The sequence below is a fragment of the Leclercia sp. UBA7405 genome, assembly GCF_037152215.1.
GTDB classification, from domain to species: Bacteria; Pseudomonadota; Gammaproteobacteria; order Enterobacterales; family Enterobacteriaceae; genus Enterobacter; species Enterobacter pneumoniae.
The window spans coordinates 907,809-934,011 of sequence record NZ_JBBCMR010000001.1 but is presented as its reverse complement, the minus strand read 5'-3'; the positions used below and the strand labels follow the sequence as shown (position 1 = coordinate 934,011).

31 protein-coding genes are annotated in these 26,203 nt (G+C 51.2%); 23 read left to right on the top strand and 8 right to left on the bottom strand.

What is annotated here, in order from left to right:
• The first annotated feature begins 324 nt into the window (after nucleotides 1-324).
• Genes WFN75_RS04505 through yoaJ form a run of 3 tightly spaced genes read left to right on the top strand, consistent with a single transcriptional unit; the run spans nucleotide 325 to nucleotide 1,571 of the window.
• Nucleotides 325-1,353 (top strand): sensor domain-containing diguanylate cyclase, encoded by a 1,029-nt coding sequence (locus tag WFN75_RS04505; RefSeq protein ID WP_336995663.1) that lies wholly within the window; start codon nucleotides 325-327, stop codon nucleotides 1,351-1,353.
• Nucleotides 1,354-1,397: 44 nt separating this feature from the next.
• Nucleotides 1,398-1,496, top strand: coding sequence for a YoaK family small membrane protein (locus WFN75_RS04500; protein ID WP_154298865.1), 99 nt, complete (start codon nucleotides 1,398-1,400; stop codon nucleotides 1,494-1,496).
• A complete protein-coding gene (yoaJ, locus tag WFN75_RS22625) occupies nucleotides 1,497-1,571 on the top strand; it encodes a protein YoaJ (RefSeq protein WP_072039564.1) in 75 nt (24 codons plus the stop codon). It begins immediately after the preceding gene.
• Nucleotides 1,572-1,611: 40 nt separating this feature from the next.
• Here the strand turns inward: yoaJ and WFN75_RS04495 are convergent, their stop codons facing one another.
• On the bottom strand, nucleotides 1,612-1,860 hold the full coding sequence (locus tag WFN75_RS04495; RefSeq protein ID WP_040076073.1) for a GlsB/YeaQ/YmgE family stress response membrane protein: 249 nt from the start codon (nucleotides 1,858-1,860) through the stop codon (nucleotides 1,612-1,614).
• 354 nt (nucleotides 1,861-2,214) lie between these two features.
• On the opposite strand from WFN75_RS04495, the gene yncL reads away from it, so the two are divergent.
• The gene (gene yncL, locus WFN75_RS04490) at nucleotides 2,215-2,307 is read left to right on the top strand and encodes a stress response membrane protein YncL (RefSeq protein ID WP_336995662.1); all 93 of its coding nucleotides are present in this window, start codon (nucleotides 2,215-2,217) and stop codon (nucleotides 2,305-2,307) included.
• A gap of 326 nt (nucleotides 2,308-2,633) precedes the next feature.
• On the opposite strand, the gene icd is transcribed toward yncL, so the two are convergent.
• A complete protein-coding gene (gene icd / locus WFN75_RS04485) occupies nucleotides 2,634-3,884 on the bottom strand; it encodes an NADP-dependent isocitrate dehydrogenase (RefSeq protein WP_212477855.1) in 1,251 nt (416 codons plus the stop codon).
• Between the two features lie 117 nt (nucleotides 3,885-4,001).
• Between icd and rluE the strand changes: the two genes are divergently transcribed.
• The 7 genes from rluE to WFN75_RS04450 all read left to right on the top strand — a co-directional run bounded on the left by rluE (nucleotide 4,002) and on the right by WFN75_RS04450 (nucleotide 9,617).
• Nucleotides 4,002-4,673 (top strand): 23S rRNA pseudouridine(2457) synthase RluE, encoded by a 672-nt coding sequence (gene rluE / locus WFN75_RS04480; RefSeq protein WP_336995661.1) that lies wholly within the window; start codon nucleotides 4,002-4,004, stop codon nucleotides 4,671-4,673.
• Nucleotides 4,666-5,139 carry an NUDIX hydrolase gene (locus tag WFN75_RS04475; protein ID WP_212477853.1) on the top strand — a complete coding sequence of 158 codons (474 nt, stop codon included), beginning with the start codon at nucleotides 4,666-4,668 and terminating at the stop codon, nucleotides 5,137-5,139. Before rluE ends, WFN75_RS04475 begins: the two co-directional genes overlap by 8 nt.
• Before the next feature lie 41 nt (nucleotides 5,140-5,180).
• Entirely contained in the window at nucleotides 5,181-6,290 is a 1,110-nt protein-coding gene (gene mnmA / locus WFN75_RS04470; protein ID WP_046885871.1) for a tRNA 2-thiouridine(34) synthase MnmA, read from the top strand.
• 27 nt (nucleotides 6,291-6,317) lie between these two features.
• Entirely contained in the window at nucleotides 6,318-6,947 is a 630-nt protein-coding gene (gene hflD, locus WFN75_RS04465; protein WP_040076078.1) for a high frequency lysogenization protein HflD, read from the top strand.
• A 19-nt stretch (nucleotides 6,948-6,966) separates the two neighbouring features.
• Nucleotides 6,967-8,337, top strand: coding sequence for an adenylosuccinate lyase (gene purB / locus WFN75_RS04460; RefSeq protein ID WP_212477851.1), 1,371 nt, complete (start codon nucleotides 6,967-6,969; stop codon nucleotides 8,335-8,337).
• A 555-nt stretch (nucleotides 8,338-8,892) separates the two neighbouring features.
• Nucleotides 8,893-9,174 carry a hypothetical protein gene (locus tag WFN75_RS04455; protein WP_263616291.1) on the top strand — a complete coding sequence of 94 codons (282 nt, stop codon included), beginning with the start codon at nucleotides 8,893-8,895 and terminating at the stop codon, nucleotides 9,172-9,174.
• Between the two features lie 14 nt (nucleotides 9,175-9,188).
• Nucleotides 9,189-9,617, top strand: coding sequence for a type II toxin-antitoxin system PemK/MazF family toxin (locus WFN75_RS04450; RefSeq protein WP_263616292.1), 429 nt, complete (start codon nucleotides 9,189-9,191; stop codon nucleotides 9,615-9,617).
• A gap of 143 nt (nucleotides 9,618-9,760) precedes the next feature.
• On the opposite strand, the gene WFN75_RS04445 is transcribed toward WFN75_RS04450, so the two are convergent.
• Nucleotides 9,761-10,075, bottom strand: coding sequence for a hypothetical protein (locus WFN75_RS04445; RefSeq protein WP_263616293.1), 315 nt, complete (start codon nucleotides 10,073-10,075; stop codon nucleotides 9,761-9,763).
• 1 nt (nucleotide 10,076) lies between these two features.
• A complete protein-coding gene (locus WFN75_RS04440; protein WP_263616294.1) occupies nucleotides 10,077-10,316 on the bottom strand; it encodes a DNA polymerase V in 240 nt (79 codons plus the stop codon).
• Between the two features lie 114 nt (nucleotides 10,317-10,430).
• On the opposite strand from WFN75_RS04440, the gene WFN75_RS04435 reads away from it, so the two are divergent.
• From WFN75_RS04435 to WFN75_RS04425, 3 genes are read left to right on the top strand one after another with little or no spacing between them, the layout of a single operon-like run.
• On the top strand, nucleotides 10,431-10,793 hold the full coding sequence (locus WFN75_RS04435) for a GtrA family protein (RefSeq protein ID WP_263616295.1): 363 nt from the start codon (nucleotides 10,431-10,433) through the stop codon (nucleotides 10,791-10,793).
• A complete protein-coding gene (locus WFN75_RS04430) occupies nucleotides 10,790-11,719 on the top strand; it encodes a glycosyltransferase family 2 protein (protein WP_263616296.1) in 930 nt (309 codons plus the stop codon). Before WFN75_RS04435 ends, WFN75_RS04430 begins: the two co-directional genes overlap by 4 nt.
• Nucleotides 11,706-13,355, top strand: coding sequence for a DUF6056 family protein (locus tag WFN75_RS04425; RefSeq protein WP_263616297.1), 1,650 nt, complete (start codon nucleotides 11,706-11,708; stop codon nucleotides 13,353-13,355). The genes WFN75_RS04430 and WFN75_RS04425 overlap by 14 nt, the downstream gene beginning before the upstream one ends.
• A gap of 30 nt (nucleotides 13,356-13,385) precedes the next feature.
• Here WFN75_RS04425 and WFN75_RS04420 read toward each other — a convergent pair whose 3' ends face one another.
• Entirely contained in the window at nucleotides 13,386-14,516 is a 1,131-nt protein-coding gene (locus WFN75_RS04420) for a hypothetical protein (RefSeq protein ID WP_263616298.1), read from the bottom strand.
• Between WFN75_RS04420 and WFN75_RS04415 the strand changes: the two genes are divergently transcribed.
• The 5 genes from WFN75_RS04415 to WFN75_RS04395 all read left to right on the top strand — a co-directional run bounded on the left by WFN75_RS04415 (nucleotide 14,502) and on the right by WFN75_RS04395 (nucleotide 19,064).
• Nucleotides 14,502-15,449 carry a site-specific integrase gene (locus WFN75_RS04415; protein ID WP_263616299.1) on the top strand — a complete coding sequence of 316 codons (948 nt, stop codon included), beginning with the start codon at nucleotides 14,502-14,504 and terminating at the stop codon, nucleotides 15,447-15,449. The two genes, WFN75_RS04420 and WFN75_RS04415, sit on opposite strands and share 15 nt — an antisense overlap.
• The gene (locus WFN75_RS04410) at nucleotides 15,395-15,640 is read left to right on the top strand and encodes a tyrosine-type recombinase/integrase (RefSeq protein WP_336996222.1); all 246 of its coding nucleotides are present in this window, start codon (nucleotides 15,395-15,397) and stop codon (nucleotides 15,638-15,640) included. The genes WFN75_RS04415 and WFN75_RS04410 overlap by 55 nt, the downstream gene beginning before the upstream one ends.
• A 74-nt stretch (nucleotides 15,641-15,714) precedes the next feature.
• Nucleotides 15,715-16,386: a two-component system response regulator PhoP gene (gene phoP, locus WFN75_RS04405; protein ID WP_040078526.1), complete on the top strand. Its 672-nt coding sequence runs from the start codon at nucleotides 15,715-15,717 to the stop codon at nucleotides 16,384-16,386.
• Nucleotides 16,387-17,850 carry a two-component system sensor histidine kinase PhoQ gene (phoQ, locus tag WFN75_RS04400; protein ID WP_263616300.1) on the top strand — a complete coding sequence of 488 codons (1,464 nt, stop codon included), beginning with the start codon at nucleotides 16,387-16,389 and terminating at the stop codon, nucleotides 17,848-17,850.
• 92 nt (nucleotides 17,851-17,942) lie between these two features.
• Nucleotides 17,943-19,064, top strand: a complete 1,122-nt coding sequence (locus tag WFN75_RS04395) for a ribosomal protein uL16 3-hydroxylase (RefSeq protein WP_207293493.1) — start codon at nucleotides 17,943-17,945, stop codon at nucleotides 19,062-19,064.
• A 47-nt stretch (nucleotides 19,065-19,111) separates the two neighbouring features.
• Here WFN75_RS04395 and pepT read toward each other — a convergent pair whose 3' ends face one another.
• Nucleotides 19,112-20,335, bottom strand: a complete 1,224-nt coding sequence (gene pepT / locus WFN75_RS04390) for a peptidase T (protein ID WP_040076112.1) — start codon at nucleotides 20,333-20,335, stop codon at nucleotides 19,112-19,114.
• A gap of 251 nt (nucleotides 20,336-20,586) precedes the next feature.
• Between pepT and potA the strand changes: the two genes are divergently transcribed.
• From potA to potD, 4 genes are read left to right on the top strand one after another with little or no spacing between them, the layout of a single operon-like run.
• Nucleotides 20,587-21,723: a spermidine/putrescine ABC transporter ATP-binding protein PotA gene (gene potA / locus WFN75_RS04385; RefSeq protein WP_052452763.1), complete on the top strand. Its 1,137-nt coding sequence runs from the start codon at nucleotides 20,587-20,589 to the stop codon at nucleotides 21,721-21,723.
• Entirely contained in the window at nucleotides 21,707-22,564 is an 858-nt protein-coding gene (gene potB, locus WFN75_RS04380) for a spermidine/putrescine ABC transporter permease PotB (protein ID WP_040076113.1), read from the top strand. Before potA ends, potB begins: the two co-directional genes overlap by 17 nt.
• Nucleotides 22,561-23,352 carry a spermidine/putrescine ABC transporter permease PotC gene (gene potC, locus WFN75_RS04375; protein ID WP_040076115.1) on the top strand — a complete coding sequence of 264 codons (792 nt, stop codon included), beginning with the start codon at nucleotides 22,561-22,563 and terminating at the stop codon, nucleotides 23,350-23,352. The genes potB and potC overlap by 4 nt, the downstream gene beginning before the upstream one ends.
• A complete protein-coding gene (gene potD, locus WFN75_RS04370) occupies nucleotides 23,349-24,395 on the top strand; it encodes a spermidine/putrescine ABC transporter substrate-binding protein PotD (protein ID WP_336995660.1) in 1,047 nt (348 codons plus the stop codon). Before potC ends, potD begins: the two co-directional genes overlap by 4 nt.
• A 34-nt stretch (nucleotides 24,396-24,429) precedes the next feature.
• Here the strand turns inward: potD and cobB are convergent, their stop codons facing one another.
• Both cobB and nagK read right to left on the bottom strand, forming a co-directional pair.
• The gene (cobB, locus tag WFN75_RS04365; RefSeq protein ID WP_040076117.1) at nucleotides 24,430-25,251 is read right to left on the bottom strand and encodes a Sir2 family NAD+-dependent deacetylase; all 822 of its coding nucleotides are present in this window, start codon (nucleotides 25,249-25,251) and stop codon (nucleotides 24,430-24,432) included.
• Between the two features lie 15 nt (nucleotides 25,252-25,266).
• A complete protein-coding gene (gene nagK, locus WFN75_RS04360) occupies nucleotides 25,267-26,178 on the bottom strand; it encodes an N-acetylglucosamine kinase (RefSeq protein WP_233802215.1) in 912 nt (303 codons plus the stop codon).
• Nucleotides 26,179-26,203 lie beyond the last annotated feature (25 nt).

Below are 26,203 nucleotides of genomic sequence, written 5' to 3'. Positions count from 1 at the left end.
TTGCAGGTTGAATTCTGAGGGCTAAGATTATTCTTAATCCCGCCTATTATCGCAATCACTTTCTCCATGATTTCTTCATTAATACTGCATCTTTGGGGGTTATAGTGGCCCCGTTCTCACCTTGACCAGAGAACATCATTCCGTAATCAAGATCTATTTTGCCCCGGTTAACTACCGGGGCTTTTTTTATTCTCTCGCCGAAACATAACGGACGATTCCTGGATATATCAAATTATTCACATTCATGTTTTACTATGCGCCGAAGCCCATTTTTTCAGCAAAACATACAGATACAGAGGTCTCTGTATGGGAGTCGAGCATCGCATGTCGGATCTTATTCTTGCCCGTGTTTCTGAAACGCTTGCCACCGAACAATCTCTTGAGAGTCTGGTGCGCCAGCTTCTTGAAATGCTCGAGATTGTTACCGAGATCGAGTCTACCTATCTCACTAAAATCGATATCAGCGCCCGTTTGCAGCATATTCTTTATGCCCGTAATAGCCAGCAGATGCAGATCCCGGAAGGGTTGAGCGTTCCCTGGGGCGATACCCTGTGTAAGCGCGCGATCGACTCCAGTACCTTTTTTAGCGATCGCGTTGGCGAACAGTTTCCCGATTGCGATGCAGCCAGAGCGCTGGGGATCACCACCTATATGAGCATCCCCATTCATCTTGCGGATGGGTCTCTCTACGGCACCCTGTGCGCGACCAGCACGCATAAAAAGAGATTGAGCGAGCGCGCCGAACATGTGCTGAAGTTGTTTGCCGGGCTGATTGCCCAGTCCATTGAAAAAGAGTCGCTGGTCACTCAACTGCGGGAAGCCAACGCGGCGTTGATTGCCTACTCCTATACCGATGCGCTGACGGGCCTGCCGAATCGGCGTGCGATTTTTGAAGACCTCTCTACCCTTTTCTCCCTGGCGCGACACGTAAAGCGGAACGCCATTATCGCTTATATCGATCTGGACGATTTCAAACTGATTAATGACCGCTTTGGTCATGAAGCGGGTGACAAGTTCCTGGTTGAAGTGGGCAAGCGGCTTAACGACGGCCGTCGTGATGATGATATCGTCGGCAGACTGGGCGGAGACGAGTTTATGGTTGCTTGCCTGTCCCGGAATGAGGGAACGCAGGAAGAGCAATCGCTCTCACTATTGAAGACGCAAATCAATGCGCGTATAGCCGGAGAGTATTGGCTAGGGAATGTGCATATTGTCTATCCAGGGGCCAGCCTTGGGGTAATCGAAGTGGATCCGCTTTCGACCGATGCCGACAGCGCCCTGCGCTCGGCCGATGCGGCGATGTACGTGGATAAAAAATCCCGACGTAAAACCGCTTTCCTCAATGTGGATTAACCCCGTACACTCAACGGGCTTTGATTATCAGGATGGGTAAAAACATGCGGATCGGTATTTTGTTTCCGGTCGTTATCTTTATAACGGCGGTAGTATTTTTAACGTGGTTTTTTGTCGGCGGTTACGCGGCACCGGGAGGATAAATGAGAAAAACGACCATTATTATGCTGATTGTCGCCGTTGTTGCCGTAGCCGGAAGCCAACTGGGCTGGTGGTGATGACAATAAAAAGACCGCCAGAAGGCGGTCTTTTTATCTGTTAGCTCTTGATTTTACGGTAAACAAACAGCACGACCAGCGCACCGATCACCGCTACTACGAAGCTACCGAAGTTAAACCCATCCACTTTGCCGAACCCGAAAAGTGTACTGATCCAACCGCCGACCACGGCACCAATAATCCCCAGGATGATGGTGACAATGAAGCCGCCGCCGTCTTTGCCCGGCATGATCCACTTCGCCAGAATACCCGCGATAAGCCCAAAGATAATCCAGGATAAAATTCCCATATCGTTCCTCTCTGTATGGTTTTTGTCGTTAAATCAAGTACACACAAAGGATAGCACAGGATTCAGATTTGCAAATTGTGATAAGCATCACGTGCACGATTTAACGCCATCTGAAAAAGAGGCAATCCGCACAAAAGAAGGGGTTGCATGTTCCAATGAGAAAGATTATCTTTCTCAATACTGAATAGTTGAGCGAAACACTCAGGTATTCAGTACGACATTGCTCACATTGCTTCCAGTATTTCTTGCCCACCTCGTGTGGGCTTTTTTTTATCTATATCCGCATTGATCGTTTTAGCATTTGCTATTACGATTATTCGCACTGGTTCAATATCCCATACATAAATTGATAATATGAACGTATCTAGTCGATTCATCATTTTTATAAATCTTGTTTCAGCAGGCACGCTGTTATGTCTGCTGTCCGCCAAATTCAACTGGTTTTAACTGAGCAGGCCCGGTGTTTACCGGGCTGTTTACACTCTTCTTCCCCCTTGTAACGCAGAGAGCATAAGGCTTAAAGAGGCCGTTTTGACGCGCCATTTATTAATGCAAAATCTCCTTTCCGATTATTCCGAATAATAATTTGGATAATCATAAGCGCAGCAGCAAATACTATTACAGCCCTCAATACCACTCGCCTTGATATATAACTCAGCCGTTATCACACTATGCGTGGCAACCTCGAGCCACCCGGTATAAGGGAAAAGTTTATCAAGCATAAAAAAACGGGAGCCCTTCGGCTCCCGTTCTTGTATAACCCAGTGACTGGATTACATGTTTTCGATGATCGCGTCACCAAACTCTGAACATTTCAGCAGTTTAGCGCCTTCCATCAGACGTTCGAAGTCATAGGTCACGGTCTTGTTGTTGATCGCGCCTTCCATACCTTTAACGATAAGGTCAGCGGCTTCGAACCACTCCATATGACGGAGCATCATCTCTGCCGACAGGATGATTGAACCTGGGTTCACCTTATCCTGGCCTGCATACTTCGGTGCAGTACCGTGGGTCGCTTCGAACAGGGCGCACTCGTCACCAATGTTCGCGCCCGGGGCGATACCGATGCCGCCAACCTGCGCCGCCAGGGCGTCGGAGATGTAGTCACCGTTCAGGTTCATACAGGCGATAACGTCGTATTCCGCTGGACGCAGCAGGATTTGCTGCAGGAACGCATCGGCGATCACATCTTTAATGATGATCTCTTTGCCGGTGTTCGGGTTCTTAATCTTCTGCCATGGGCCGCCGTCAATCAGTTGACCGCCGAACTCGTCGGTCGCCAGCTGGTAACCCCAGTCTTTGAACGCGCCTTCGGTGAACTTCATGATGTTACCTTTGTGAACCAGGGTCACAGAGTCACGGTCGTTAGTGATCGCATATTCGATCGCCGCACGTACCAGACGCTTAGTCCCCTCTTCGGAGCACGGCTTGATGCCGATACCGCAATGTTCCGGGAAGCGAATTTTCTTCACGCCCATCTCGTCGCGCAGGAATTTAATCACTTTTTCGGCGTCAGCGGAGTCCGCTTTCCACTCGATACCCGCATAGATATCTTCAGAGTTTTCACGGAAGATAACCATATCGGTCAGCTCCGGGTGTTTAACCGGGCTTGGGGTGCCCTGGTAATAACGTACCGGACGCAGGCAAACATACAGATCCAGCTCCTGACGCAGCGCAACGTTCAGAGAACGGATGCCGCCGCCGACTGGGGTAGTCAGTGGGCCTTTGATGGCAACACGGTAGTCGCGGATTAGATCGAGGGTTTCAGCTGGCAGCCAGACGTCCTGGCCGTAAACGTGGGTAGATTTTTCACCGGTGTAAATTTCCATCCAGGAAATTTTACGCTCGCCTTTGTAGGCTTTCTCAACAGCGGCATCCACCACTTTCAGCATTGCCGGGGTGACGTCTACACCGATACCATCGCCTTCGATGAACGGGATAATCGGGTTATGAGGGACGTTCAGCTTACCGTCTTGCAGGGTGATCTTTTTACCTTCCGCCGGAACAACTACTTTGCTTTCCATTAACCTCTCCTTCGAGCGCTTCTGGTTGTTACTGATCTTATGTTAATAATTTGTAATGAGCCTCCCGATAGTACCTGAATGTCTGGCGCCATGAAAGGTCTTCGTTATTAGGCTATAATGCGGCAATTGATAAAGCCTGAAAATACCATGAAGAAAACTTCTTTTAGAAATCACCGGGTTGAGCGATTCAGCTCACGACAAGCCACCAGAAAACCGAAAACAAACCAGCCCAAACGGGTGATTTTATTCAATAAACCCTACGATGTTTTGCCGCAGTTTACCGATGAAGCTGGCCGCAGCACGTTGAAAGACTTTATCCCGGTTGCAGGCGTCTACGCCGCAGGCCGTCTGGATCGCGACAGTGAAGGTCTGCTGGTGTTAACGAATGACGGCGCATTGCAGGCGCGGCTGACGCAGCCCGGTAAGCGCACCGGAAAGATCTATTACGTACAGGTAGAAGGTGAACCTACCGAAGAGGCGCTTGCCGCTCTGCGTACCGGGGTGACCCTTAACGATGGCCCTACCCTGCCCGCCGGTATTGAGCGGGTGGGTGAGCCGGAGTGGCTGTGGCCGCGCACGCCGCCCGTACGCGAGCGCAAATCGATCCCCACATCCTGGCTCAAAATTACCCTTTATGAGGGGCGCAATCGCCAAGTTCGTCGCATGACCGCGCATGTCGGCTTCCCGACGTTACGCTTAATCCGCTACGCCATGGGCGATTACTCACTGGATAATCTGGCCAATGGTGAATGGCGCGACGGGACAGAAAAAGGAGAAGAGAATGTTTAAACCGCACGTTACCGTGGCCACAGTGGTTCACGCCCAGGGCAAATTTCTGGTGGTGGAAGAGACTATCAACGGCAAAGCGCTGTGGAACCAACCCGCCGGTCATCTTGAAGCCGATGAGACCCTGGTACAGGCCGCCCGCCGGGAATTGTGGGAAGAGACCGGTATTCACGCTGAACCGCAGCAGTTTATTCGTCTTCATCACTGGATTGCGCCGGATAAGACCCCGTTCCTGCGTTTTCTGTTTGTTATCGAGCTTAACGAAATGTGCGCCACCGAGCCGCACGATGATGATATCGACCGCTGCCTGTGGGTGACGGCCGACGAGATTCTGAGCGCCACCAACCTGCGTTCACCGCTGGTTGCCGAGAGCATCCGCTGCTATCTCTCTGGCCATCGCCTGCCATTAGAGACCATCGGTGAATTTAACTGGCCGTTTACAGAGGGTGCCATTGCCGGGGGCGCGTGATAGAATACGCCGCCTTGAAGTTCAATGTCGTGAGTATTCCAATGTCAGAAAGCCCAAAAAAAGTGATCGTCGGCATGTCCGGCGGTGTCGACTCCTCCGTTTCCGCCTGGCTGTTACTGCAACAGGGTTATAAGGTGGAAGGCCTGTTCATGAAGAACTGGGAGGAAGACGACGGCGAGGAATACTGTACCGCGGCGGCCGATCTGGCCGATGCGCAGGCCGTGTGCGATAAGCTCGGCATTGAACTGCATACCGTCAATTTTGCTGCAGAGTACTGGGACAATGTCTTCGAACATTTCCTGGAAGAGTATAAAGCCGGCCGTACCCCTAACCCGGACATTCTCTGCAACAAAGAGATCAAATTTAAAGCCTTCCTTGAGTTCGCCGCTGAAGACCTGGGCGCCGATTACATTGCCACCGGCCACTATGTGCGTCGTGCCGATGTCAACGGCAAAAGCCAGCTGCTGCGAGGCCTCGACGGCAATAAAGATCAGAGCTATTTCCTCTATACCCTCGGTCATGAGCAGATTGCCCAGAGCCTGTTCCCGGTGGGCGAGCTGGAAAAACCCGAAGTGCGTAAGATTGCCGAAGAGCTCGATCTGATCACCGCCAAGAAAAAAGACTCAACCGGTATCTGTTTTATCGGCGAGCGTAAATTCCGCGAATTCCTTGGCCGCTACTTGCCAGCCCAGCCGGGCAAAATCGTCACCGTTGATGGTGAAGAAATTGGACAGCATCAGGGGCTGATGTACCACACCCTCGGCCAGCGCAAAGGGCTGGGGATTGGTGGTACCAAAGAAGGCAGCGAAGATCCGTGGTACGTGGTCGATAAAGATGTTGAGAACAATATTCTGATTGTGGCGCAGGGGCACGATCATCCGCGTCTGATGTCGGTGGGGCTGATTGCCCAACAGCTGCACTGGGTCGATCGCGAGCCGGTAAAAGGCACGCTGCGTTGCACGGTGAAAACCCGCTATCGCCAGACCGATATTCCTTGCACCCTCACCGCGATTGACGACGAACGCATTGAGGTGCGCTTCGACGAGCCCGTCTCCGCCGTTACCCCAGGGCAGTCCGCGGTCTTCTACAGCGGCGAAATCTGTCTGGGCGGTGGTATCATCGAACAGCGTCTGCCGCTGATAACCGACTAATGCGTTAACACACAGAAAGGAGTAAGTGTGGCGAAGAACTATTATGACATCACCCTGGCACTGGCGGGAATTTGCCAGTCTGCCCGTCTGGTGCAACAGTTGGCGCATCAGGGTCATTGCGACGCTGATGCCCTGCACGTGTCGCTGAACAGCATCGTTGATCTGAACCCCAGTTCAACGCTTGGTGTCTTCGGCGGCAGTGAAGCGAATCTTCGCCTCGGCCTTGAAACCCTGTTAGGGGTCCTGAACGCTAACAATCGTCAGGGGCTGAATGCCGAACTGACCCGCTATACCTTAAGCATGATGGTGCTGGAGCGTAAGCTCAACGCAGCCAAAGGCGCGATGGACACCCTCGGCAACCGCATTGCCGGGCTGCAGCGTCAGCTCGATCATTTCGATCTGCAATCCGAAACCTTACTGAGCGCCATGGCGGGTATCTACGTGGATGTGATCAGCCCACTGGGGCCACGCATTCAGGTCACGGGATCCCCGGCAGTGCTACAAAGTCCACAGGTGCAGGCCAAAGTTCGCGCCTCGCTGCTGGCGGGCATCCGCGCCGCCGTGCTGTGGCACCAGGTCGGCGGTGGCCGCCTGCAGTTAATGTTTTCTCGTCATCGCCTGAGCACTCAGGCAAAACAGATTCTTGCTCATTGTTAACCTCCCGGAGTTACGAATTATGGAATTATCCTCACTGACCGCCGTTTCCCCTGTCGATGGACGCTACGGCGATAAAGTCAGCGCGCTGCGCGACATTTTCAGCGAATATGGTCTGCTGAAGTTCCGCGTACAGGTTGAAGTTCGCTGGCTGCAAAAGCTGGCCGCACAGGCAGCCATCAAGGAAGTTCCTGCTTTTGACGCCCAGGCAAACGATTACCTCGATCAAATCGTTGCTCAATTCAATGAAGAAGATGCTGCACGCATCAAAACCATTGAACGCACGACTAACCACGATGTGAAGGCGGTTGAATATTTCCTGAAAGAGAAAGTGGCCAGCATCCCGGCCCTCAATGCTGTCTCCGAATTCATTCACTTCGCCTGTACGTCTGAAGATATCAATAACCTTTCTCATGCCCTGATGCTCTCAACTGCGCGTCAGGACGTGGTGCTGCCGTACTGGCGTAAAATTATTGACGCGGTGAAAGCGCTGTCGGTCGAGTATCGCGATATCCCGCTGCTTTCCCGTACCCACGGTCAGCCAGCTACCCCATCTACCATGGGTAAAGAGATGGCGAACGTGGCCTACCGTATGGAGCGCCAGTTCCGTCAGCTGGAACAGGTTGAAATTCTCGGTAAAATCAACGGCGCTGTCGGTAACTACAATGCCCACATCGCTGCCTACCCGGAAGTGGACTGGCACCAGTTCAGCGAAGAGTTCGTGACCTCACTGGGCATTCAGTGGAACCCGTACACCACCCAGATCGAGCCGCACGACTATATTGCTGAGCTGTTTGACTGCATCGCGCGTTTCAACACCATCCTGATCGACTTTGATCGTGACGTCTGGGGTTACATTGCGCTGAACCACTTCAAGCAGAAAACCATCGCCGGCGAAATCGGCTCCTCCACCATGCCGCACAAAGTGAACCCGATTGACTTCGAAAACTCCGAAGGCAACCTCGGCCTGGCGAATGCCGTGCTGCAACACATGGCGAGCAAACTGCCGGTTTCCCGCTGGCAGCGCGACCTGACGGACTCCACCGTCCTGCGTAACCTGGGCGTGGGTATTGGCTATGCGCTGATTGCTTATCAGTCCACCCTGAAGGGCGTGAGCAAGCTGGAAGTGAACCGCGACCGTCTGCTGGACGAACTGGATCACAACTGGGAAGTCCTGGCCGAGCCGATTCAGACCGTGATGCGTCGCTATGGCATCGAAAAACCGTATGAGAAGCTGAAAGAGCTGACCCGCGGTAAGCGCGTTGACGCAGAAGGCATGAAACAGTTTATCGATAGCCTGGACGTGCCGGAAGAAGAGAAGACCCGTCTGAAAGCAATGACCCCGGCGAATTACATCGGCCGCGCCATTACCATGGTTGATGAACTGAAGTAATCGCATTCCCCCTCTTTCCGTCCGGAAAGAGGGTTCCCTCCCCCGGTTTATTAAATGTTTATCCCTTTCCCAACATAATCAGCGTTAAATTACACGGCATGTTTTTAAACAACTTTTAAAACATACAATTATATAAAAATCAAAAGGTTACAAACCTTCGTAGTCGGACAATAACGGACAATATTGTACATTTCATCGCCCCAATAACTGCCCCCAGCTAAGTTTTGCCCCCAAAATTGCCCCCAAAAGCTACCACCGTTTAACAGCTTTAAGCACACGCCATCTCACTAGTGATATCAAATCTATATCAACCGCATTGACCAAATGATATAGATTTGATATCTTTCAGTTGTCGCTTAGAAACGACCTTGATTTGATTTGAACTGTAGCAAATTAAAAATCCTATAAAATTTTATTATTCAATAACTTATTCGGAAAATTATGTCTAAAAAAATCACTGTCGATCGCCTGGTACTAACCCATCGTATAAGACTTCGATGACCTAACTAACCATGAGGAATATTTAATACACAGAAAATAACCGAGGAAAACGCTATGAATGTCCACGCCGAGAAACAAGCAAGTTTTCTCTTTAGGTTGCGGTCTCAGGACACGCCGACAGGAGTTAGCAATGACACGCTTGATGCTTTAATGCAAAAAACCGGCTTGAGCAAAACAGAAGTTACACATTTGGCTCTTAGAAATCTGGCTGATGCTTATCTGCCGCACTATGAGCGAGATGACGCTGCGCTAACCCCTGCTCAAATCCAGACCATCCGCGAAGTATCACCAGCGCGCGACGTACCGGAGGAGAGTTTTACTATGACACTACTCTAATCTAAGGAGAAAATATGTCTGCATCTTATAAACACAATCCGCTACCGACCCCAGGCGATATTGTTTGGTGCCACTTCCCTACCACGGCAAATATTGGTAACCCTGGCCCAAAACCCCGCCCCGCACTAGTAATCGCGGTATCGCCTGAACACCATACTGTGAAGGTTGTGTACGGTACCAGCCAAAAAACGGACAAAATTTACAAGTCCGAATTTGTGCTGAAGAAAGCAGATGCAAATTTTTCTGACAGCGGTCTTGCGTTTGACACCAAGTTTGACATGAACACGGTTGTCACCATTCCGTATGATTCAGACTGGTTCGACTTGGCGCCAGTTCAGCCAGGCCAAAAACCAACAACCAACCCCAAAATGGGTGTCCTGCACCTCAGCTACCTCCCTGCTGTAAAAACGGCCATGCAGAATTCGATTCATCTTGCTGCTTAGTCGAACCCTCCTTAGAACTTATCAGTTTCAACTTCAAAAGATGGCCTCTGAATCTTGGGGGCCGAGTCACTTCAGAGAGCGATGCTTAAAAACTCGCTACGTAAGATTGTCTATGACCACATATATGGAAAGGAAAAAATCCATCAAACCGGTCGATTATCTTCTGTCGCACGGTTAATAAAAAACGTCACGCGCCCCATAACTTCAATTTCTGAAAGTGCCTCCCCCTCGATCGCTTCACCGTCACCATTAATCAGCGACTTCCCCTGCAGTTTCGCAAGCTGAGTGTGGCCATCACAAAGGATTAATAGCACCTGGCCTGCGTTCAGCCTAGTTACTGGCTCAATGACTGTATAACCTTCTGCCGTCTCAATAATGCGGCTGTCTGGCGTTGTGCAAATACTCGTTGGCGACAAGCGCTGCTCAATAAAATCCATTGACGGTGAAGGAAAGCCCATGTCACAGCCCTCCGTTCGGGTTGTAGAGCATGAACAGGCGGTTCTCACCCTCAGTGGGGGAGATGTCCTTGAAGGTGGTGACGTAATGCTCGATCCACTGGTTAGCCTCATGCAGAGACCAGTTCCAGTTAACCTTAGCGAGCTGGGTAACAAAGTCCTGCGTGGAAACTGTCTGGCGCCCGTTAGGCTCTCTCTTGATGGCTGCCTTGAACGCGCCTGGTATTTCGTATTTTTGTGCCATAACCTTTCCTCCATGATTACTGTATATATATACAGTATCGTTTGTTATGGCTGTCGATCAAGTACGGGATGTTTGCTAAACTTCTCCACCTCTCAGAATTCACTGATTTCTATAATGTTAAAGTTATTCGCCAAGTACACATCGGTCGGCATTCTCAACACACTGATCCACTGGGTCGTGTTTGCCTGTTGCATCTACATGCTGGGAACAAACCAGGCCCTGGCAAACTTTGCCGGATTCGTTATTGCGGTAAGTTTCAGCTTTTTTGCAAACGCAAGATTTACATTTGATTCCCATACAACCGCTGGCCGATACATGCTTTATGTCGGATTTATGGGAACGTTAAGCGCAATAGTGGGATGGATTGCAGATAAGTTTGCATTCCCTCCTATAGCTACGCTGGTCGTGTTCTCCGGGATCAGCCTGGTCTGCGGTTTCATTTATTCAAAGTTCATTGTCTTTAGGGATGCGAAATGAAAATTTCTTTGGTAGTTCCCGTCTTTAATGAAGAGGACGCGATACCGATTTTCTATAAAACGGTGCGGGAGTTCGAGGGATTAAAGCAGCACGATATTGAGATTGTTTTCATTAATGACGGCAGCAAAGACGCGACAGAGTCAATAATTAACGCGCTTGCTATATCCGACCCACTCGTAAAGACCCTCTCATTTACTCGTAATTTCGGCAAAGAGCCGGCGCTTTTCGCTGGACTTGATCATGCAACCGGCGAGGCGATTATCCCGATCGATGTTGATTTGCAGGACCCTATCGAGGTTATTCCTCGCCTGATTGAGAAGTGGCAGGCTGGCGCCGATATGGTTCTGGCTAAGCGACATGACCGCTCTACTGATGGAAGGATGAAACGCAAAACTGCCGAGTGGTTCTACAAACTTCATAATAAAATCAGCAATCCTAAAATCGAGGAGAACGTCGGCGATTTCCGCTTAATGTCACGTGATGTTGTGGAAAATATCAAGCTTTTGCCTGAACGGAATCTTTTCATGAAAGGCGTTCTGAGCTGGGTTGGTGGCCGCACTGATGTTGTAGAGTATGCCCGAGCCGAGCGTGTGGCTGGCAGCACTAAATTCAACGGCTGGAAGTTGTGGAACCTGGCGCTTGAAGGAATCACCAGCTTCTCAACTTTCCCTCTACGCATGTGGACATATGTCGGCCTGTTCGTTGCTGGGGTGGCGTTCCTTTACGGCGCATGGATGATTTTCGACACGTTGGTGTTCGGTAACGCTGTACGTGGTTATCCATCTCTTTTAGTTTCTATTCTATTCCTAGGTGGAATTCAGTTGATAGGTATTGGTGTGCTTGGAGAATACATTGGCAGGATATATGTCGAAGTAAAATCAAGACCAAGATATATAATCAAAGGAATAAAAAATGAACGTCGATAAGATTAAAATTTCTCTTGCATATTTTCTAATGTATGCCTTAACGCTTGGCATAGCATTGCATACACCAATTCATTCTGATGATTATGCTTATGCTTTGAAGGGCATTGGATTAGACTCGCATATCAACCACTATTTTACATGGAGTGGGCGGGTAATAGCGGACTACATTAGCGGGTTCATACTCTTCATTGATAATCATTACATTAGGGCAGCAATAAACTCACTGGCTCCAGTTTTATTAACCTATTCCTTAACCAGAATAGGTTATACCACAACAAAGAACCAGTCTTGCTCAGGATTCATTGTTGTATCAATAATTGTTTTCCTTACATATTGGATATCCAATACTAACATAGGACAAACAACCTTCTGGCTGGTTGGGTCTGCAAACTACTTATGGACTAACGTCATACTATGCTTCTTCTTGCTTTCCATATTTAAGTCTTACTTTAAGCAAGATAATAGTTTATCAATTGTTTCATTGCTCCTTGCTTTAGCTGCGGGATGCTCTAACGAAAATACAGGTTTTGTGGCCGTCGCTGCTCCTGCTCTTTTCTTTGTAATAAGATATTTCCTTAAAAAAGAGCTTAACTATTCATTTGCATTGTACTCATTCAGTGCGCTAATTGGTTATGCTATATTAGTACTATCGCCTGGCAACGCTGCTCGAGCTAAGTATTTTGCATACTGGTATGACAAACCTATGGTGGATAGGCTTGTTGAACACTTCTATAGCCGGGCGCCAGAGATGATAGGCATGCTTTGGCTGCCATTGCTTATGATCAGTGTGTCACTGCTTGCGGGATGTTTGAATGCAAAAGTTAAAGATGTACTGAAATCAAGAATCATTTGCTCAGCGGCGTTCCTGTCAGCATCCCTTCTCTCTGTTGCAATGATGGCTGCGGCTCCGGGTTATCCTCCACGTTCAGGCAACGGAACTCTGGTTCTGATGCTTATCTCTATGTCTTTTGCAATAAATCAGGCTTACCACGGAACTTCTATTAAGCTATTTTTTGCCGGTATTGCCGCAGTACTTTTCGCATACTTCTCCCCATCCTATTACTTCATGTACAACTCATATAAATCAGCATTCATGCAGAATGACGTACGTATGAAAGTCATTGAGGAAATGAAGCTTAAGGGGAAAAAAGACTTTTCGATCCCCGATTTCTACTTCCCCAAGCTTCTGTCGGTGGGTGAGAAGTTTGATATGTACCACTCGGTAAATACTTATGGAGAATACTTCGGAGTTTCAAGAATAAGAAAGTCCAACTCAACGTTTGACTATTCAATTCTGCCTGAGTCCAAAGAAGTTAAGGTTGACAAACCAATTATTCCAGAAAAGGGAACGGTACTTGAAAGCATTTACATAGCTAAAAGCAATGATCTAATTGTGCTTAAAACTAATAATGACATTTCATCCGGTAACTTTAAACAGGGGCCAAAGGTGTATATGAGAATTACCTATAAAGGAGAGGCGCGCCCTGTTTATACGGACTTCTGGCCGAGATCTACTAAGTTGACAGATTATAGCTGGACCGCTAAGTCAATTAACAAAGGTGATATTGCAAACATCGAGGTAGGGACCTATGACCTTTCTGGTGTTCTTCATAAAATCAACATCCCTGTAAATTAGAGTTCGGGGTGGGCGTGGCCCACCCTTTTTTTACTGATAAACTCCCGGGTTTGTGTAACCTGTTGTCACTCTTGTTTTGAAAGTCGCATCAACCTGCTGATAAGAGTTGGTAGGAACCAAAATGGCACACCCCGACATCTTTCCTGTAGAAGTATTATTGCCTTCAGCAGAACCAAATAGCGCACCAATACTTGTGTTTGATGTTTCGGTAACGCCAGTTATTGCTGAAAACCATCCGAAAACGCAACTCGTGAAGTCAAAAATTCCAGTTCTCTGCCCGCCGCTAGCCCCCCACCCAACTCCGTAAATTCTGCAGTTGCTGAAGAAGATTCGATTATACGAGGGGCTTGTACGAGATACAGCTCCGTCGATATAACCCATAGCCATATCCTGATTGGAAACCCGGACCAGCATATCATCCCAGCCAGAGATATAAGGGACACAGTTGTAACTGTTATTGATTGTCACATCTTGAAGAACACGATATGTCGTAAACTTAAACGATTGCACGTTATATGTAGGGTTGGATGCCTGCGTAGCATTCCCAAGCCGAGCCAAGTCCACATCCTTCACCGTAAGCTTATATTTTCCTCTCCCTACGATAGTTGAAAGTTGAGGGGCCGTTATTCCTGAGTAGTTCCTTTGGTTATAAACAACACTTGCAGACAGACTGGCACCAAAACTCCTTGTACCGACAACTTTGACATTTTCAATGTAATGACTATTTGGCAGTATCATATACTGCTCAAGGTTAGTTCCTGCAGATAACCCTAAATCAAGAATACGCAGATCTACAAGCCCAGAAGCATTCGATAAATCTATTGTCACATCCTTAATAATCACGTCAGGACTCGTAGCCAAAAAGTTACCATTGTGTTTTAGCTCAAGGCTCGACAAGACAAAATAACCTTGGCAGCTGGATGGCACAATTACTTTAAGCCCAAGCACCTTAACTTCACCATCCCAGGATGACATATAATCGCGCTTGGAGGCCCAGAACTCTAATGTTTGCAAGCCAAGAAGGCCAAGATGTTTGCAGTTAGTTGCTATCCAGTCTCCCCATCCTTGCGCTGCGCAGTGATAACGAACTGTCGATTCATTGAGGTAAATGTCTGAATCGCCACGGGTAATCTTCGCGCACTCATCATGAGTGAGATCCAACTGGGGAACTTCAGTTACGCTGAACGATTCCCTGAATCCAAATCGCTGAAAAAATTCTCAACAACAAAACGGATCGTAACGTTCAGCGAGCTAAGCGAATTTTTCCTTGATACCAAGGCCCTGGAAGTATCTGCCGCAACATTGCAATCAATTACCTCAGCAGTAAATACGTTGCAACGTGTTGTGGGAGTACATACTCGTCTCGATGATATCCAGCATGCTGACATTTTGAACTACCGCAGAGAACTGCTAACAGGGTCAGTTATCAACCCGGCAATACCTAATACGGCAAAGCAGGGTCGCGCCCCCTCAACGGTCAATAAACAGATAGCTGTTTTATCAGAAATGCTGAAGCTCGCGCAGCGAAGTCAGTTTATATTACATGCTCCTCATGAGGGGGTATCGAGACTCAAACTGTCTAAGCCAGATCCGGATCCGCTTTTACTTCATGAGTACCAGGCCCTAATCGCCGCCCTTCCCCGTAGACAAGCTTTGATCATCATTGTTGCGGTACATACGGGATTAAGGCCTGGCGAAATTTGTGCACTCGCATGGGAAGATATTGACCTGAAAAAGGGTGAAATCCACGTATCGAGAAGCCTGACGAACAAGCGGTTATTTGTGCCGCCTAAAACGGATGCAGGCATAAGAACTATCACATTGCTGAAGCCTGCCCATGAGGCCCTGCTGGTGCAATATGAAATCATGGGCGGCGGTCAGAAGCAGGAGATAGTGTTTCATCATCGTGAACTGGGTAAGACTGAGCGGCAGAATTTACGCTTTGTTTTCATACCTGGCGAAAACTCAGGATCAAAGAATAACCATTTTTCGAAAAACTCAATCTCCTACGCTGGAAGCGCGGTACTAAACTTTCCGGTATCCGTAAGAGAAACGCCTATCAGACGCGCCATACTTTCGCATGCTGGACGCTGATGGCCGGTGCCAACCCTTCTTTTATTGCTAGTCAGATGGGACACGAGGACGCGCGTATGGTGTATCAGGTTTATTCGAAGTGGATTAGCGATATGAATCAGGATCAGGTCAACATGCTGAACAAGCAAATGCCGACGGCGTTGCCCCCAAGAAGCCCCCAAGGGTTGGGGAGCATGAAAAAAGTCATTTAATTTCATGGGGCTGATTCCATGTCACATAATCAGCGTTAAACTATTCAGAGCATTTATTTTAGGGAGAAGCGATGATGCGCGTATTGGTTGTCGAGGATAATGCATTATTACGTCATCACCTGAAGGTTCAACTTCAGGAAATGGGTCATCAGGTGGATGATGCCGAAGATGCCAAAGAGGCTGACTACTATCTGAATGAACACTTGCCGGATATTGCCATCGTTGATCTCGGCCTGCCGGATGAAGACGGCCTGTCGCTCATTCGTCGCTGGCGCAGCCACGATGTCTCACTGCCCGTGCTGGTGTTAACCGCCCGCGAAGGGTGGCAGGATAAAGTCGAGGTACTTAGCGCCGGGGCCGACGACTATGTGACCAAGCCCTTCCATATTGAAGAAGTCGCTGCCCGCATGCAGGCCCTGATGCGCCGTAACAGCGGCCACGCCTCTCAGGTGATCTCGCTACCGCCTTTCCAGGTCGATCTCTCTCGCCGTGAGCTCTCCATCAATGACGAGGTGATCAAACTGACCGCTTTCGAATACACCATTATGGAAACCCTGATCCGCAACAGCGGCAAAGTGGTTAGCAAAGATTCCCTGATGTTGCAGCTCTATCCTGATGCTGAGTTGCGTGAAAGCCACACCATTGATGTGCTGATGGGGCGTCTAAGGAAAAAGATCCAGGCACAGTATCCGGAAGATGTCATTACGACGGTCCGCGGTCAGGGCTACCTTTTCGAATTACGCTAAATGAAAAAAATTCTGCGTCACTTCCTGCCGCTTTCGCTGCGGGTTCGCTTCCTGCTGGCGACAGCCGCCGTGGTGCTGGTGCTCTCTTTAGCCTATGGTCTGGTGGCGTTGGTGGGTTACAGCGTTAGCTTTGATAAGACCACCTTTCGCCTACTGCGCGGCGAAAGTAACCTGTTTTATACCCTTGCCCGATGGGAAAATAATAAAATCAGCATCGACATGCCGGAACATCTGGACCGACAGAGCCCGACCATCGCCCTGATATACGGTGAAAAGGGCCAGCTTCTCTGGGCCCAGCGAGATGTACCCTGGCTGGTGAACCGTATCCAGCCGGAGTGGCTGAGAACCAACGGATTTCACGAGCTGGAGGCAGATCTTAACGCCTCCAGCAGCCTGGTGGGTAATGACCGCTCTATGCAGCAGCAACTGAGCGAGATCCGCGAAGATGATGACGACACTGAGATGACCCACTCGGTCGCCATTAATCTCTACCCCGCGACCCTCGAAATGCCCCAGCTCACCATCGTGGTGATCGATACCATTCCCGTTGAGCTAAAACGCTCTTATATGGTGTGGAACTGGTTCGTCTATGTGCTGGTGGCGAACCTGCTGCTGGTGATCCCCCTGTTGTGGGTCGCCGCCTGGTGGAGCCTGCGCCCTATCGAGTCGCTGGCGAAAGAGGTGCGTGAGCTGGAAGAGCATCACCGGGAGAGACTTAACCCGGTCACCACCCGTGAACTGACCAGCCTGGTGCGGAACCTGAACCGCCTGCTGAAAAGTGAGCGTGAACGCTATGATAAATACCGCACAACGCTGACCGACCTGACCCACAGTCTGAAGACGCCGCTGGCGGTATTACAAAGTACCTTACGCTCCCTGCGCAGCGCGAAGCTGAGCGTGGACGACGCCGAGCCGGTGATGCTGGAACAGATCAGCCGTATCTCCCAGCAGATTGGCTACTACCTGCACCGGGCAAGTATGCGTTCTGGCAGTGCGTTGCTCAGCCGCGAACTTCACCCGGTGGCGCCGCTGCTGGACAACCTCACCTCGGCGTTGAACAAGGTCTATCAACGTAAAGGGGTCAGCATCAGCCTCGATATTTCGCCGGAGATAAGCTTCATTGGCGAGAAAAACGACTTTATGGAGGTGATGGGTAATCTGCTTGATAACGCCTGCAAATATTGCCTCGAGTTTGTCGAAATCTCGGCCCGACAGGACGACGATCAACTTCATATTATTGTTGAGGACGATGGCCCCGGTATTCCCCAGGGTAAACGCGATCAGGTCTTCGACCGCGGACAGCGGGCTGATACCCTGCGTCCAGGCCAGGGCGTGGGGCTTTCGGTCGCGCGGGATATTGTTGAGCAGTATGACGGCCGTATCGAAACGGGCGACAGCCTGCTCGGCGGTGCCCGCATGGTGGCAATCTTTGGCCGCCAACAGCCTGGTGACCATGAGAGTTAAGCCCTCCGGGTGAAAAAAGCGAGATTCTCACGCGCAGGTGTCTGAGCTTCCGTTATAATCCGTCTCAGTAAGAGCCTGCGGAATAAAATATTATGGATTATCACTTAACACTTAACTGGCCTGAGTTTATTGAACGTTACTGGCAAAAACGCCCGGTCGTTCTGAAACGCGGCATTGCAAATTTCGTCGATCCTATCTCCCCTGATGAACTCGCTGGCTTAGCGATGGAGAATGAGGTCGATAGCCGCCTGGTCAGTCATGAGGATGGGAAATGGCAGGTTAGCCATGGTCCGTTCGAGAGCTACGATCACCTCGGCGAGACCAACTGGTCGCTGTTAGTTCAGGCCGTCAACCACTGGCATGAACCTACCGCAGCGCTGATGCGCCCGTTCCGCGCGCTGCCTGACTGGCGGATGGACGATCTGATGATCTCCTTCTCCGTGCCTGGCGGCGGCGTAGGCCCGCATCTCGATCAGTATGACGTCTTTATCATTCAGGGCACCGGCCGTCGCCGCTGGCGCGTGGGTGACAAAGTGCCCATGAAGCAGCACTGCCCGCATCCGGATTTGCTGCAGGTTGCTCCCTTTGAAGGCATTATTGATGAAGAGCTGGAGCCGGGCGACATTCTCTATATTCCGCCAGGATTCCCGCACGAAGGCTACTCGCTGGAGAATTCGATGAACTATTCCGTCGGATTCCGCGCGCCAAGCGGCCGGGAGATGATCAGCAGCTTTGCGGACTACGTCCTGCAGCGCGAACTGGGAAGCCACCGCTTTGCCGATCCGGACGTTCCTGCCCGTGAACATCCCGCCGATATCCTGCCGCAGGAGCTCGATAAACTGCGCGGGATGATGTTGGATCTGATTAATCAACCAGAACATTTTAACCAGTGGTTTGGTGAGTTTGTCAGCCAGTCTCGTCACGAGCTGGACGTTTCGCCGCCGGAGCCACCTTACCAGCCAGACGAAATCTACGATGCGCTGCAGCAGGGCGACAAACTGGTACGCCTGGGTGGTCTGCGCGTACTGCGTATCGATGGCGAGGTTTATGTTAACGGCGAGAAGCTGGATTCACCTCACCGCCCTGCCGTGGAAGCTATCGCCAGCCATATGGTGCTGGATGCCGCACAGTTTGGCGATGCGCTGGATGACCCCTCCTTCCTGGCGATGCTCGCCGCGCTGGTTAACAGCGGCTACTGGTTCTTTGAGGACTAAGTCGCGCCTGTACCGGGTGGCCATAACGCCACCCGGACTCTTCCTGATTACCCTTTCGCCGTCAGTTCGGCAATGCGCACAATAACCCGCACCGCTTTCTCCATCCCTTCCAGGGTGACGAACTCATGCTTGCCGTGGTAGTTATAGCCCCCGGTGAAGAGATTCGGGCAAGGTAATCCCATAAAGGAGAGCTGTGCCCCGTCGGTTCCGCCACGAATCGGCTTAAGTTGCGGTTCAATATCGCAATCACGCATCGCCTGCTGGGCGATATCCAGAATGTGCGGATGTGCGACCACCTTATCCCGCATATTGTAATAACTGTCTTCAATCACCAGTTCGATATAGCAATCCGGGTGCAGCCCCTTGCCAACCTTTTTGGCGATATCCATGATTTTACGTTTACGCGCTTCAAACCCCTCGCGGTCGAAATCGCGAATGATGTAGTGCATATCCGCGCGGTCAACGGTGCCTTTAATGCTGGTGAGGTGATAAAAACCTTCATAACCTTCCGTCTGCTCCGGGCTCTCCCCGGCAGGCACTTCGGCGTGGATACGCGCCGCCAGCGATAGTGCGTTAACCATTACCCCTTTTGCGGTGCCTGGGTGCACATTGTTGCCCACGATGCGGATATTGACCGACGCGGCGTTGAAGTTTTCGAACTCCAGCTCCCCTACGCCACCGCCATCCACGGTGTAGGCCCATTTTGCGTTAAACGCCTCCACATCAAAATGCTTCGCCCCTTTCCCCACCTCTTCATCGGGGGTGAAGGCGACACGAATATCACCGTGAGGAATGTTTTTACCCTTCAGCACCGCCAGCGCGGTCATGATCTCGGCGACGCCAGCTTTATCGTCTGCTCCCAACAGCGTTTTACCGTCTGTCGTGATCAGGGTCTGGCCGAGCAACTGGTGGAGCACAGGGAACATGACCGGGGATAAAATCTCATCGCCGACGCCCAGGGCGATATCGCCGCCGCGATAGTTCTCCACAATCTGAGGGTTAACGTTTTTGCCGCTATAATCAGGGGAGGTATCAACATGGGATATGAAACCAATGGCCGGGATCTCACCCGGCACGTTCGCCGGTAGCGTGCCCATGACCGTGCCTTTGTCACTTAATGTCACGTTGACCAGGCCTAACTCTTCAAGCTGCGACTTTAGCAGCTGCAGTAATTTCCATTGGCCCTCTGTGCTCGGTACCTGGCGAACACCCGGCTTAGATTGGGTATCCAGCGAAACGTACTGTAAAAAACGCTCTAGTAATTTATCCATGCAGTCACCCTCACTTTTTGTGACAACATTATCAATAAGCCCTAAAACGCAAATATTGCGTCAGGTCACTTTTATCCCGCAAACGAGAATATTTTTCGTTTATCTCATCCCGTTGCTAATAAAGGTAGCTTATCGGGGAGCATCAAGGATTGGCGAATTCAATGGTTTGCCGTAGAATGGCCGCCCTCATTACGAGTCACCAAGGTGGTTACACACAAACCCCGCTGCGTTAGATAGATCGCAGCGTCGATATGGGACAGAGTCATAAATTGAATACACAACCAGGTTCACTGTCACCGCTGGTGCTTTTATCGGGCATTAATAAGAGTTTTGATGGTAAAACCGTTATCGCCGATCTTAATTTGACCATTAACAACGGCGAGTTCCTTACGCTTCTCGGCCCCTCTGGCTGCGGTAAGACAACAGTATTGCGCCTGATCGCCGGGCTGGAAAACGTCGACACCGGCCATATTCATCTTGAAAACCAGGATATCACCGACGTCCCTGCCGAGCATCGCCACGTCAATACCGTCTTCCAGAGCTACGCCCTCTTCCCGCATATGACGGTCTTTGAAAATGTCGCTTTTGGCCTGCGCATGCAGAAAACCCCGGCGCAGGAGATTGCCCCGCGTGTGACGGAGGCGCTGCGCATGGTGCAGCTGGAAGAGTTTGCCCAGCGCAAGCCGCATCAGCTCTCCGGAGGACAGCAGCAGCGCGTCGCCATTGCCCGCGCGGTAGTGAACAAACCCCGCCTGTTGTTACTCGACGAATCGCTCTCCGCGCTGGATTACAAACTGCGCAAACAGATGCAGAACGAGTTGAAAGCGCTACAGCGTAAGCTGGGCATCACCTTTGTTTTCGTGACGCACGATCAGGAAGAGGCGCTGACAATGTCCGACCGTATCGTCGTGATGCGCGAAGGCAAAATCGAGCAAGACGGCACGCCGCGTGAGATCTATGAAGAGCCGAAAAACCTCTTTGTCGCCAGCTTTATTGGTGAGATCAATAACTTTAGCGCCACGGTTATCGAACGCCTGGATGCGCAGCGCGTCCGCGCCAGCGTCGAAGGCCATGAGTGCAACATCACCGTTAACTTTGCGGTAGAAAAAGGGCAAAAGCTGAACGTAATGCTGCGCCCGGAAGATCTGCGCGTTGACGAGATCCATGACAGCAGCGACGTCGAAGGTCTGATTGGTTATATCCGCGAGCGCAACTATAAGGGCATGACCCTGGAGTCGGTGGTTGAACTCGAAAATGGCAAAATGGTGTTGGTCAGTGAGTTCTTCAATGAAGACGATCCCGACTTCGACCACTCCCTTGACCAGAAAATGGCCATTAACTGGGTAGAGAGCTGGGAGGTCGTACTGGCTGATGAAGAACACAAGTAAGTTCCAGAATGTGGTGATTGCCACTATCGTCGGTTGGCTTGTGTTGTTTGTCTTCTTACCCAACCTGATGATCATCGCCACCAGCTTTTTGACCCGCGACGATGCCCACTTCGTTAAGCTGGTCTTTACGCTGGATAACTACGCGCGCCTGCTGGATCCGCTCTATTTCCAGGTGCTCATGCACTCGCTGAACATGGCCGTGATAGCCACCCTCGCCTGTCTGGTGCTGGGCTATCCCTTCGCCTGGTTTCTGGCGCGTCTGCCACAGAAAATTCGCCCGCTGCTGCTGTTTCTGCTGATTGTGCCATTCTGGACCAACTCTCTGATTCGCATCTATGGCCTGAAGATTTTCCTTAGTACCAAAGGGTATCTGAATGAATTTTTGCTGTGGCTGGGGATCATCGAGACCCCGCTTCGCATTATGTACACCCCGGGCGCCGTCATTATCGGCCTGGTTTATATACTGCTGCCCTTTATGGTGATGCCGCTCTACTCCAGCATCGAGAAGCTCGATAAGCCGCTGCTGGAAGCGGCAAGGGACCTCGGCGCCAGTAAGATGCAGACCTTTATCCGGATAATCCTGCCGCTGACGATGCCGGGTATCATCGCCGGTTGCCTGCTGGTGATACTGCCGGCCATGGGGCTGTTCTACGTCTCGGATCTGATGGGTGGCGCGAAAAACCTGCTGATTGGCAACGTCATCAAAAGCCAGTTCCTCAATATTCGCGACTGGCCGTTTGGCTCCGCCACCAGCATCACGCTGACGGTGGTTATGGGGCTGATGCTAATGGTCTACTGGCGCGCATCCCGACTGCTTAACAAAAAAGGTGAGCTGGAATGATGGGTCGACTGCTTCGCGGCGGTTTTATGACCGCCATCTATGCTTATTTGTATATTCCCATCATCATCCTGATTGTGAATTCATTTAACAGTTCACGTTTCGGGATCAACTGGCAGGGTTTTACCACCAAGTGGTATAGCCTGCTGGTCAACAACGACAGTTTGCTCCAGGCTGCGCAGCATTCGTTGACGATGGCAATCGTCTCGGCCACGTTTGCGACCTTGATTGGCTCGCTGACCGCCGTGGCCCTCTACCGTTACCGCTTTCGCGGCAAGCCGTTTGTGAGCGGCATGCTGTTTGTGGTGATGATGTCTCCGGACATTGTCATGGCCATATCGCTGTTGGTGCTGTTTATGCTGCTGGGCGTGCAACTCGGCTTCTGGTCGCTGCTCTTTTCGCATATCACCTTCTGCCTGCCTTTCGTGGTGGTGACGGTTTACTCCCGTCTGAAGGGATTTGACGTGCGCATGCTGGAAGCGGCGAAAGATCTGGGTGCCAGTGAGATGGTGATTCTGCGCAAGATCCTCCTGCCGCTGGCGATGCCCGCGGTGGCAGCCGGATGGCTGTTGAGCTTTACCCTGTCGATGGACGATGTCGTAGTTTCTTCGTTCGTCACCGGGCCGAGCTATGAGATCTTGCCGCTGAAAATTTATTCGATGGTTAAAGTGGGCGTCTCGCCGGAGGTAAACGCGCTGGCCACCATTCTGTTGATGTTATCGCTGGTTCTGGTCATTACCAGCCAGCTTATTGCTCGTGATAAAACAAAAGTTCAGGGGACGTTAAAATGATGAAATGGTCACGCCACCTGCTCGCGGCTGGCGCGCTTGCTTTCGGTATGAGCGCTGCGCACGCGGACGACAGTAAAACACTCTACTTCTATAACTGGACCGAGTATGTGCCGCCAGGCCTGCTGGAGCAGTTCACCAAAGAGACCGGTATCAAGGTGATCTATTCGACCTACGAGTCGAACGAAACCATGTATGCCAAGCTCAAAACGTATAAAGACGGCGCCTACGATCTGGTCGTACCCTCGACCTATTTCGTGGATAAAATGCGTAAAGAGGGGATGATCCAGAAGATCGATAAGACGAAGCTGACCAACTTCGCTAACCTTGATCCTGAGATGCTGAACAAACCCTTCGATCCTAACAACGACTACTCCATTCCCTATATCTGGGGTGCCACCGCGATTGGCGTAAACCGTGACGAGATGGATCCGAAAACGGTGACCAGCTGGGCCGATCTGTGGAAACCCGAGTATAAGGGTAGCCTGCTGTTGACCGACGATGCGCGCGAAGTGTTCCAGATGGCGCTACGTAAACTCGGTTATTCCGGCAACACCACCGATCCGAAAGAGATCGAAGCCGCCTACAACGAGCTGAGAAAGCTGATGCCTAACGTGGCGGCCTTTAACTCCGATAACCCGGCGAACCCGTACATGGAAGGGGAAGTGAACCTCGGCATGGTGTGGAACGGTTCGGCGTATGTGGCGCGTCAGGCCGGTACCCCGCTGGAGGTCATCTGGCCAAAAGAGGGGGGCATCTTCTGGATGGACAGCCTCGCGATCCCGGCAAACGCCAGGAACGTAGATGGCGCCATGAAGCTGATCAACTTCCTGCTGCGCCCGGATGTGGCCAAAGAGGTGGCAGAAACCATTGGCTACCCGACCCCGAATCTCGCGGCGCGTAAACTGCTCAGCCCGGACGTGGCGAACGATAAGACGCTCTATCCTGATGCCGACACTATCAGTAAAGGTGAGTGGCAAAACGATGTGGGCGACGCCAGCCGCATCTACGAAGAGTATTATCAGAAATTGAAAGCAGGTCGCTAATAAATACGGTGAGGGCCTGCGCCCTCACCTCTTTTTACAATCCCTTCAGTAACTTTTCTACGAACGCCGGCACCACTTCACTGGCCAGACCGTACTGTTTCTCTTCAAATTCACTCCCCACCTGGCTCGGTTCAAGATTAAGCTCTACCGTGTGCGCCCCCTGCAGTTTCGCCTCATGGACGAACCCGGCTGCGGGATAGACGTGCCCGGAGGTGCCAATGGCGATAAACACATCGGCCATCGCCAGCGCGCTGTAGATCTCATCCATACCCAGCGGCATTTCGCCGAACCAGACGACGTGCGGGCGCAGCGCAGACGGAAATTGACAGCAGTGGCATTTGTCATCAGGGGTGACATCGCCGGTCCACTCCAGCACCTGCCCGCTCCAGGCGCAGCGTACCTTGAGCAGTTCACCGTGCATATGGATAACATTCTTATTACCCGCGCGCTCATGGAGATTATCGATGTTCTGCGTCACCAGCAGGAAACGGTCGCCCAGCGCCTCTTCCAGCCTCGCCAGCGCCAGATGCGCCGCGTTAGGGGCAATTTCAGCAGATTGCAGCTGACGGCGACGCGCATTGTAAAACGACTGGACCAGCTGCGGGTTACGAGCAAAGCCTTCCGGCGTTGCGACGTCCTCCACACGGTGCTCTTCCCACAGCCCATCAGCGGCCCGGAAGGTGCGAATGCCTGACTCTGCGGAGATCCCTGCTCCGGTCAGCACCACTACTCTCGGTTTTTCCATTAATTCTGGCATTACCTGATCTCTGAAGAATATTCGTTGGCGTAAGCGTTCACGCAAACGACGTTTATTTCTGCGAAAACGGGTGAGGCGATGTGACCGACGCGACAACATAAAAACCTCTTCTGGCTAGCGGCTGAGGTGCAGGAACGCCGCACCGCGCATTCCCCCGGCATCCCCATGGCGCGCTTTTTCAATGCGCGGCAGGCGGGCAACCGGCAGCAAATGCCGCGGTAAACGTTCTGATAACCGCTCCGTGATCGCGGTAAAGTTTGATAACCCGCCGCCAATGACCAACAGGTCAGGATCGACGACGGTAAGTATGTTACCCAGACAGACCGCCAGCAGGTCGAGATAGCGCTCAACATGCGCTTTCGCCTGTTCATCTCCCTGATTCCACAGGGCGATGATTTCGGGTGCCTGCATTTTTTGATGATAGAAGTGTTCATACAGCCATGCAAATCCACGGCCTGACAGGTAATTCTCAATGCAGCCATGCTGGCCGCAACCACAGCGGATAAGCGGGAAATCGCGACCGACGACCTCCAGCGCATCGACAGGAAGCCGGATATGACCAAACTCGCCGGTTATATAACTGCGGCCGGTGATCGGTTTGCCATCAATAATAAGCCCGCCGCCGACGCCAGTGCCGAGAATCAGCCCCATAACCAGTGGATAACGGCGAAACTCATCGTCCCAGGCTTCAGAGAGGGCAAAACAGTTTGCGTCGTTATCCAGACGCACATCGCGCGCCAACAGGCGGGTGAGATCCGCGCGAAGGGGTTTACCGCTGGCCGCAGGCACGTTGGCGGCGTAGAGCGTGCCGTCATCGGTTTCCGGCATGCCGGGAATACCTATCCCCACGCTGCCTGTCACACCAAAGCGCGCATCGGCCTGCCCCACCAGCGCGACGAGAGTGGTTAAGAATTCATCGTAGCTTTCATGCGGCGTGGGAACGCGGGTTTCCCACTGCAGTTTGAGATTCTCATCAAACACGCCGAGCGCAATTTTGGTGCCGCCAATATCAAATCCGTAATACATAGTGCATTCCTCTTTCGATATAGCG

What these genes read in the sequence shown, in the direction of transcription:
- purB (WP_212477851.1), top strand. Translation starts at nt 6,967, where the DNA reads ATGGAATTATCCTCACTGACCGCCGTTTCCCCTGTCGATGGACGCTAC.
- WFN75_RS04455 (WP_263616291.1), top strand. Translation starts at nt 8,893, where the DNA reads ATGAATGTCCACGCCGAGAAACAAGCAAGTTTTCTCTTTAGGTTGCGG.
- WFN75_RS04475 (WP_212477853.1), top strand. Translation starts at nt 4,666, where the DNA reads ATGTTTAAACCGCACGTTACCGTGGCCACAGTGGTTCACGCCCAGGGC.
- WFN75_RS04440 (WP_263616294.1), bottom strand. Translation starts at nt 10,316, where the DNA reads ATGGCACAAAAATACGAAATACCAGGCGCGTTCAAGGCAGCCATCAAG.
- rluE (WP_336995661.1), top strand. Translation starts at nt 4,002, where the DNA reads ATGCGGCAATTGATAAAGCCTGAAAATACCATGAAGAAAACTTCTTTT.
- potB (WP_040076113.1), top strand. Translation starts at nt 21,707, where the DNA reads ATGAAGAACACAAGTAAGTTCCAGAATGTGGTGATTGCCACTATCGTC.
- WFN75_RS04445 (WP_263616293.1), bottom strand. Translation starts at nt 10,075, where the DNA reads ATGGGCTTTCCTTCACCGTCAATGGATTTTATTGAGCAGCGCTTGTCG.
- WFN75_RS04495 (WP_040076073.1), bottom strand. Translation starts at nt 1,860, where the DNA reads ATGGGAATTTTATCCTGGATTATCTTTGGGCTTATCGCGGGTATTCTG.
- nagK (WP_233802215.1), bottom strand. Translation starts at nt 26,178, where the DNA reads ATGTATTACGGATTTGATATTGGCGGCACCAAAATTGCGCTCGGCGTG.
- yncL (WP_336995662.1), top strand. Translation starts at nt 2,215, where the DNA reads ATGAACGTATCTAGTCGATTCATCATTTTTATAAATCTTGTTTCAGCA.
- potA (WP_052452763.1), top strand. Translation starts at nt 20,587, where the DNA reads ATGGGACAGAGTCATAAATTGAATACACAACCAGGTTCACTGTCACCG.
- icd (WP_212477855.1), bottom strand. Translation starts at nt 3,884, where the DNA reads ATGGAAAGCAAAGTAGTTGTTCCGGCGGAAGGTAAAAAGATCACCCTG.
- phoQ (WP_263616300.1), top strand. Translation starts at nt 16,387, where the DNA reads ATGAAAAAAATTCTGCGTCACTTCCTGCCGCTTTCGCTGCGGGTTCGC.
- cobB (WP_040076117.1), bottom strand. Translation starts at nt 25,251, where the DNA reads ATGTTGTCGCGTCGGTCACATCGCCTCACCCGTTTTCGCAGAAATAAA.
- potC (WP_040076115.1), top strand. Translation starts at nt 22,561, where the DNA reads ATGATGGGTCGACTGCTTCGCGGCGGTTTTATGACCGCCATCTATGCT.
- WFN75_RS04505 (WP_336995663.1), top strand. Translation starts at nt 325, where the DNA reads ATGTCGGATCTTATTCTTGCCCGTGTTTCTGAAACGCTTGCCACCGAA.
- WFN75_RS04500 (WP_154298865.1), top strand. Translation starts at nt 1,398, where the DNA reads ATGCGGATCGGTATTTTGTTTCCGGTCGTTATCTTTATAACGGCGGTA.
- mnmA (WP_046885871.1), top strand. Translation starts at nt 5,181, where the DNA reads ATGTCAGAAAGCCCAAAAAAAGTGATCGTCGGCATGTCCGGCGGTGTC.
- potD (WP_336995660.1), top strand. Translation starts at nt 23,349, where the DNA reads ATGATGAAATGGTCACGCCACCTGCTCGCGGCTGGCGCGCTTGCTTTC.
- WFN75_RS04425 (WP_263616297.1), top strand. Translation starts at nt 11,706, where the DNA reads ATGAACGTCGATAAGATTAAAATTTCTCTTGCATATTTTCTAATGTAT.
- WFN75_RS04415 (WP_263616299.1), top strand. Translation starts at nt 14,502, where the DNA reads ATGAGTGAGATCCAACTGGGGAACTTCAGTTACGCTGAACGATTCCCT.
- WFN75_RS04430 (WP_263616296.1), top strand. Translation starts at nt 10,790, where the DNA reads ATGAAAATTTCTTTGGTAGTTCCCGTCTTTAATGAAGAGGACGCGATA.
- WFN75_RS04395 (WP_207293493.1), top strand. Translation starts at nt 17,943, where the DNA reads ATGGATTATCACTTAACACTTAACTGGCCTGAGTTTATTGAACGTTAC.
- WFN75_RS04450 (WP_263616292.1), top strand. Translation starts at nt 9,189, where the DNA reads ATGTCTGCATCTTATAAACACAATCCGCTACCGACCCCAGGCGATATT.
- phoP (WP_040078526.1), top strand. Translation starts at nt 15,715, where the DNA reads ATGCGCGTATTGGTTGTCGAGGATAATGCATTATTACGTCATCACCTG.
- pepT (WP_040076112.1), bottom strand. Translation starts at nt 20,335, where the DNA reads ATGGATAAATTACTAGAGCGTTTTTTACAGTACGTTTCGCTGGATACC.
- WFN75_RS04435 (WP_263616295.1), top strand. Translation starts at nt 10,431, where the DNA reads ATGTTAAAGTTATTCGCCAAGTACACATCGGTCGGCATTCTCAACACA.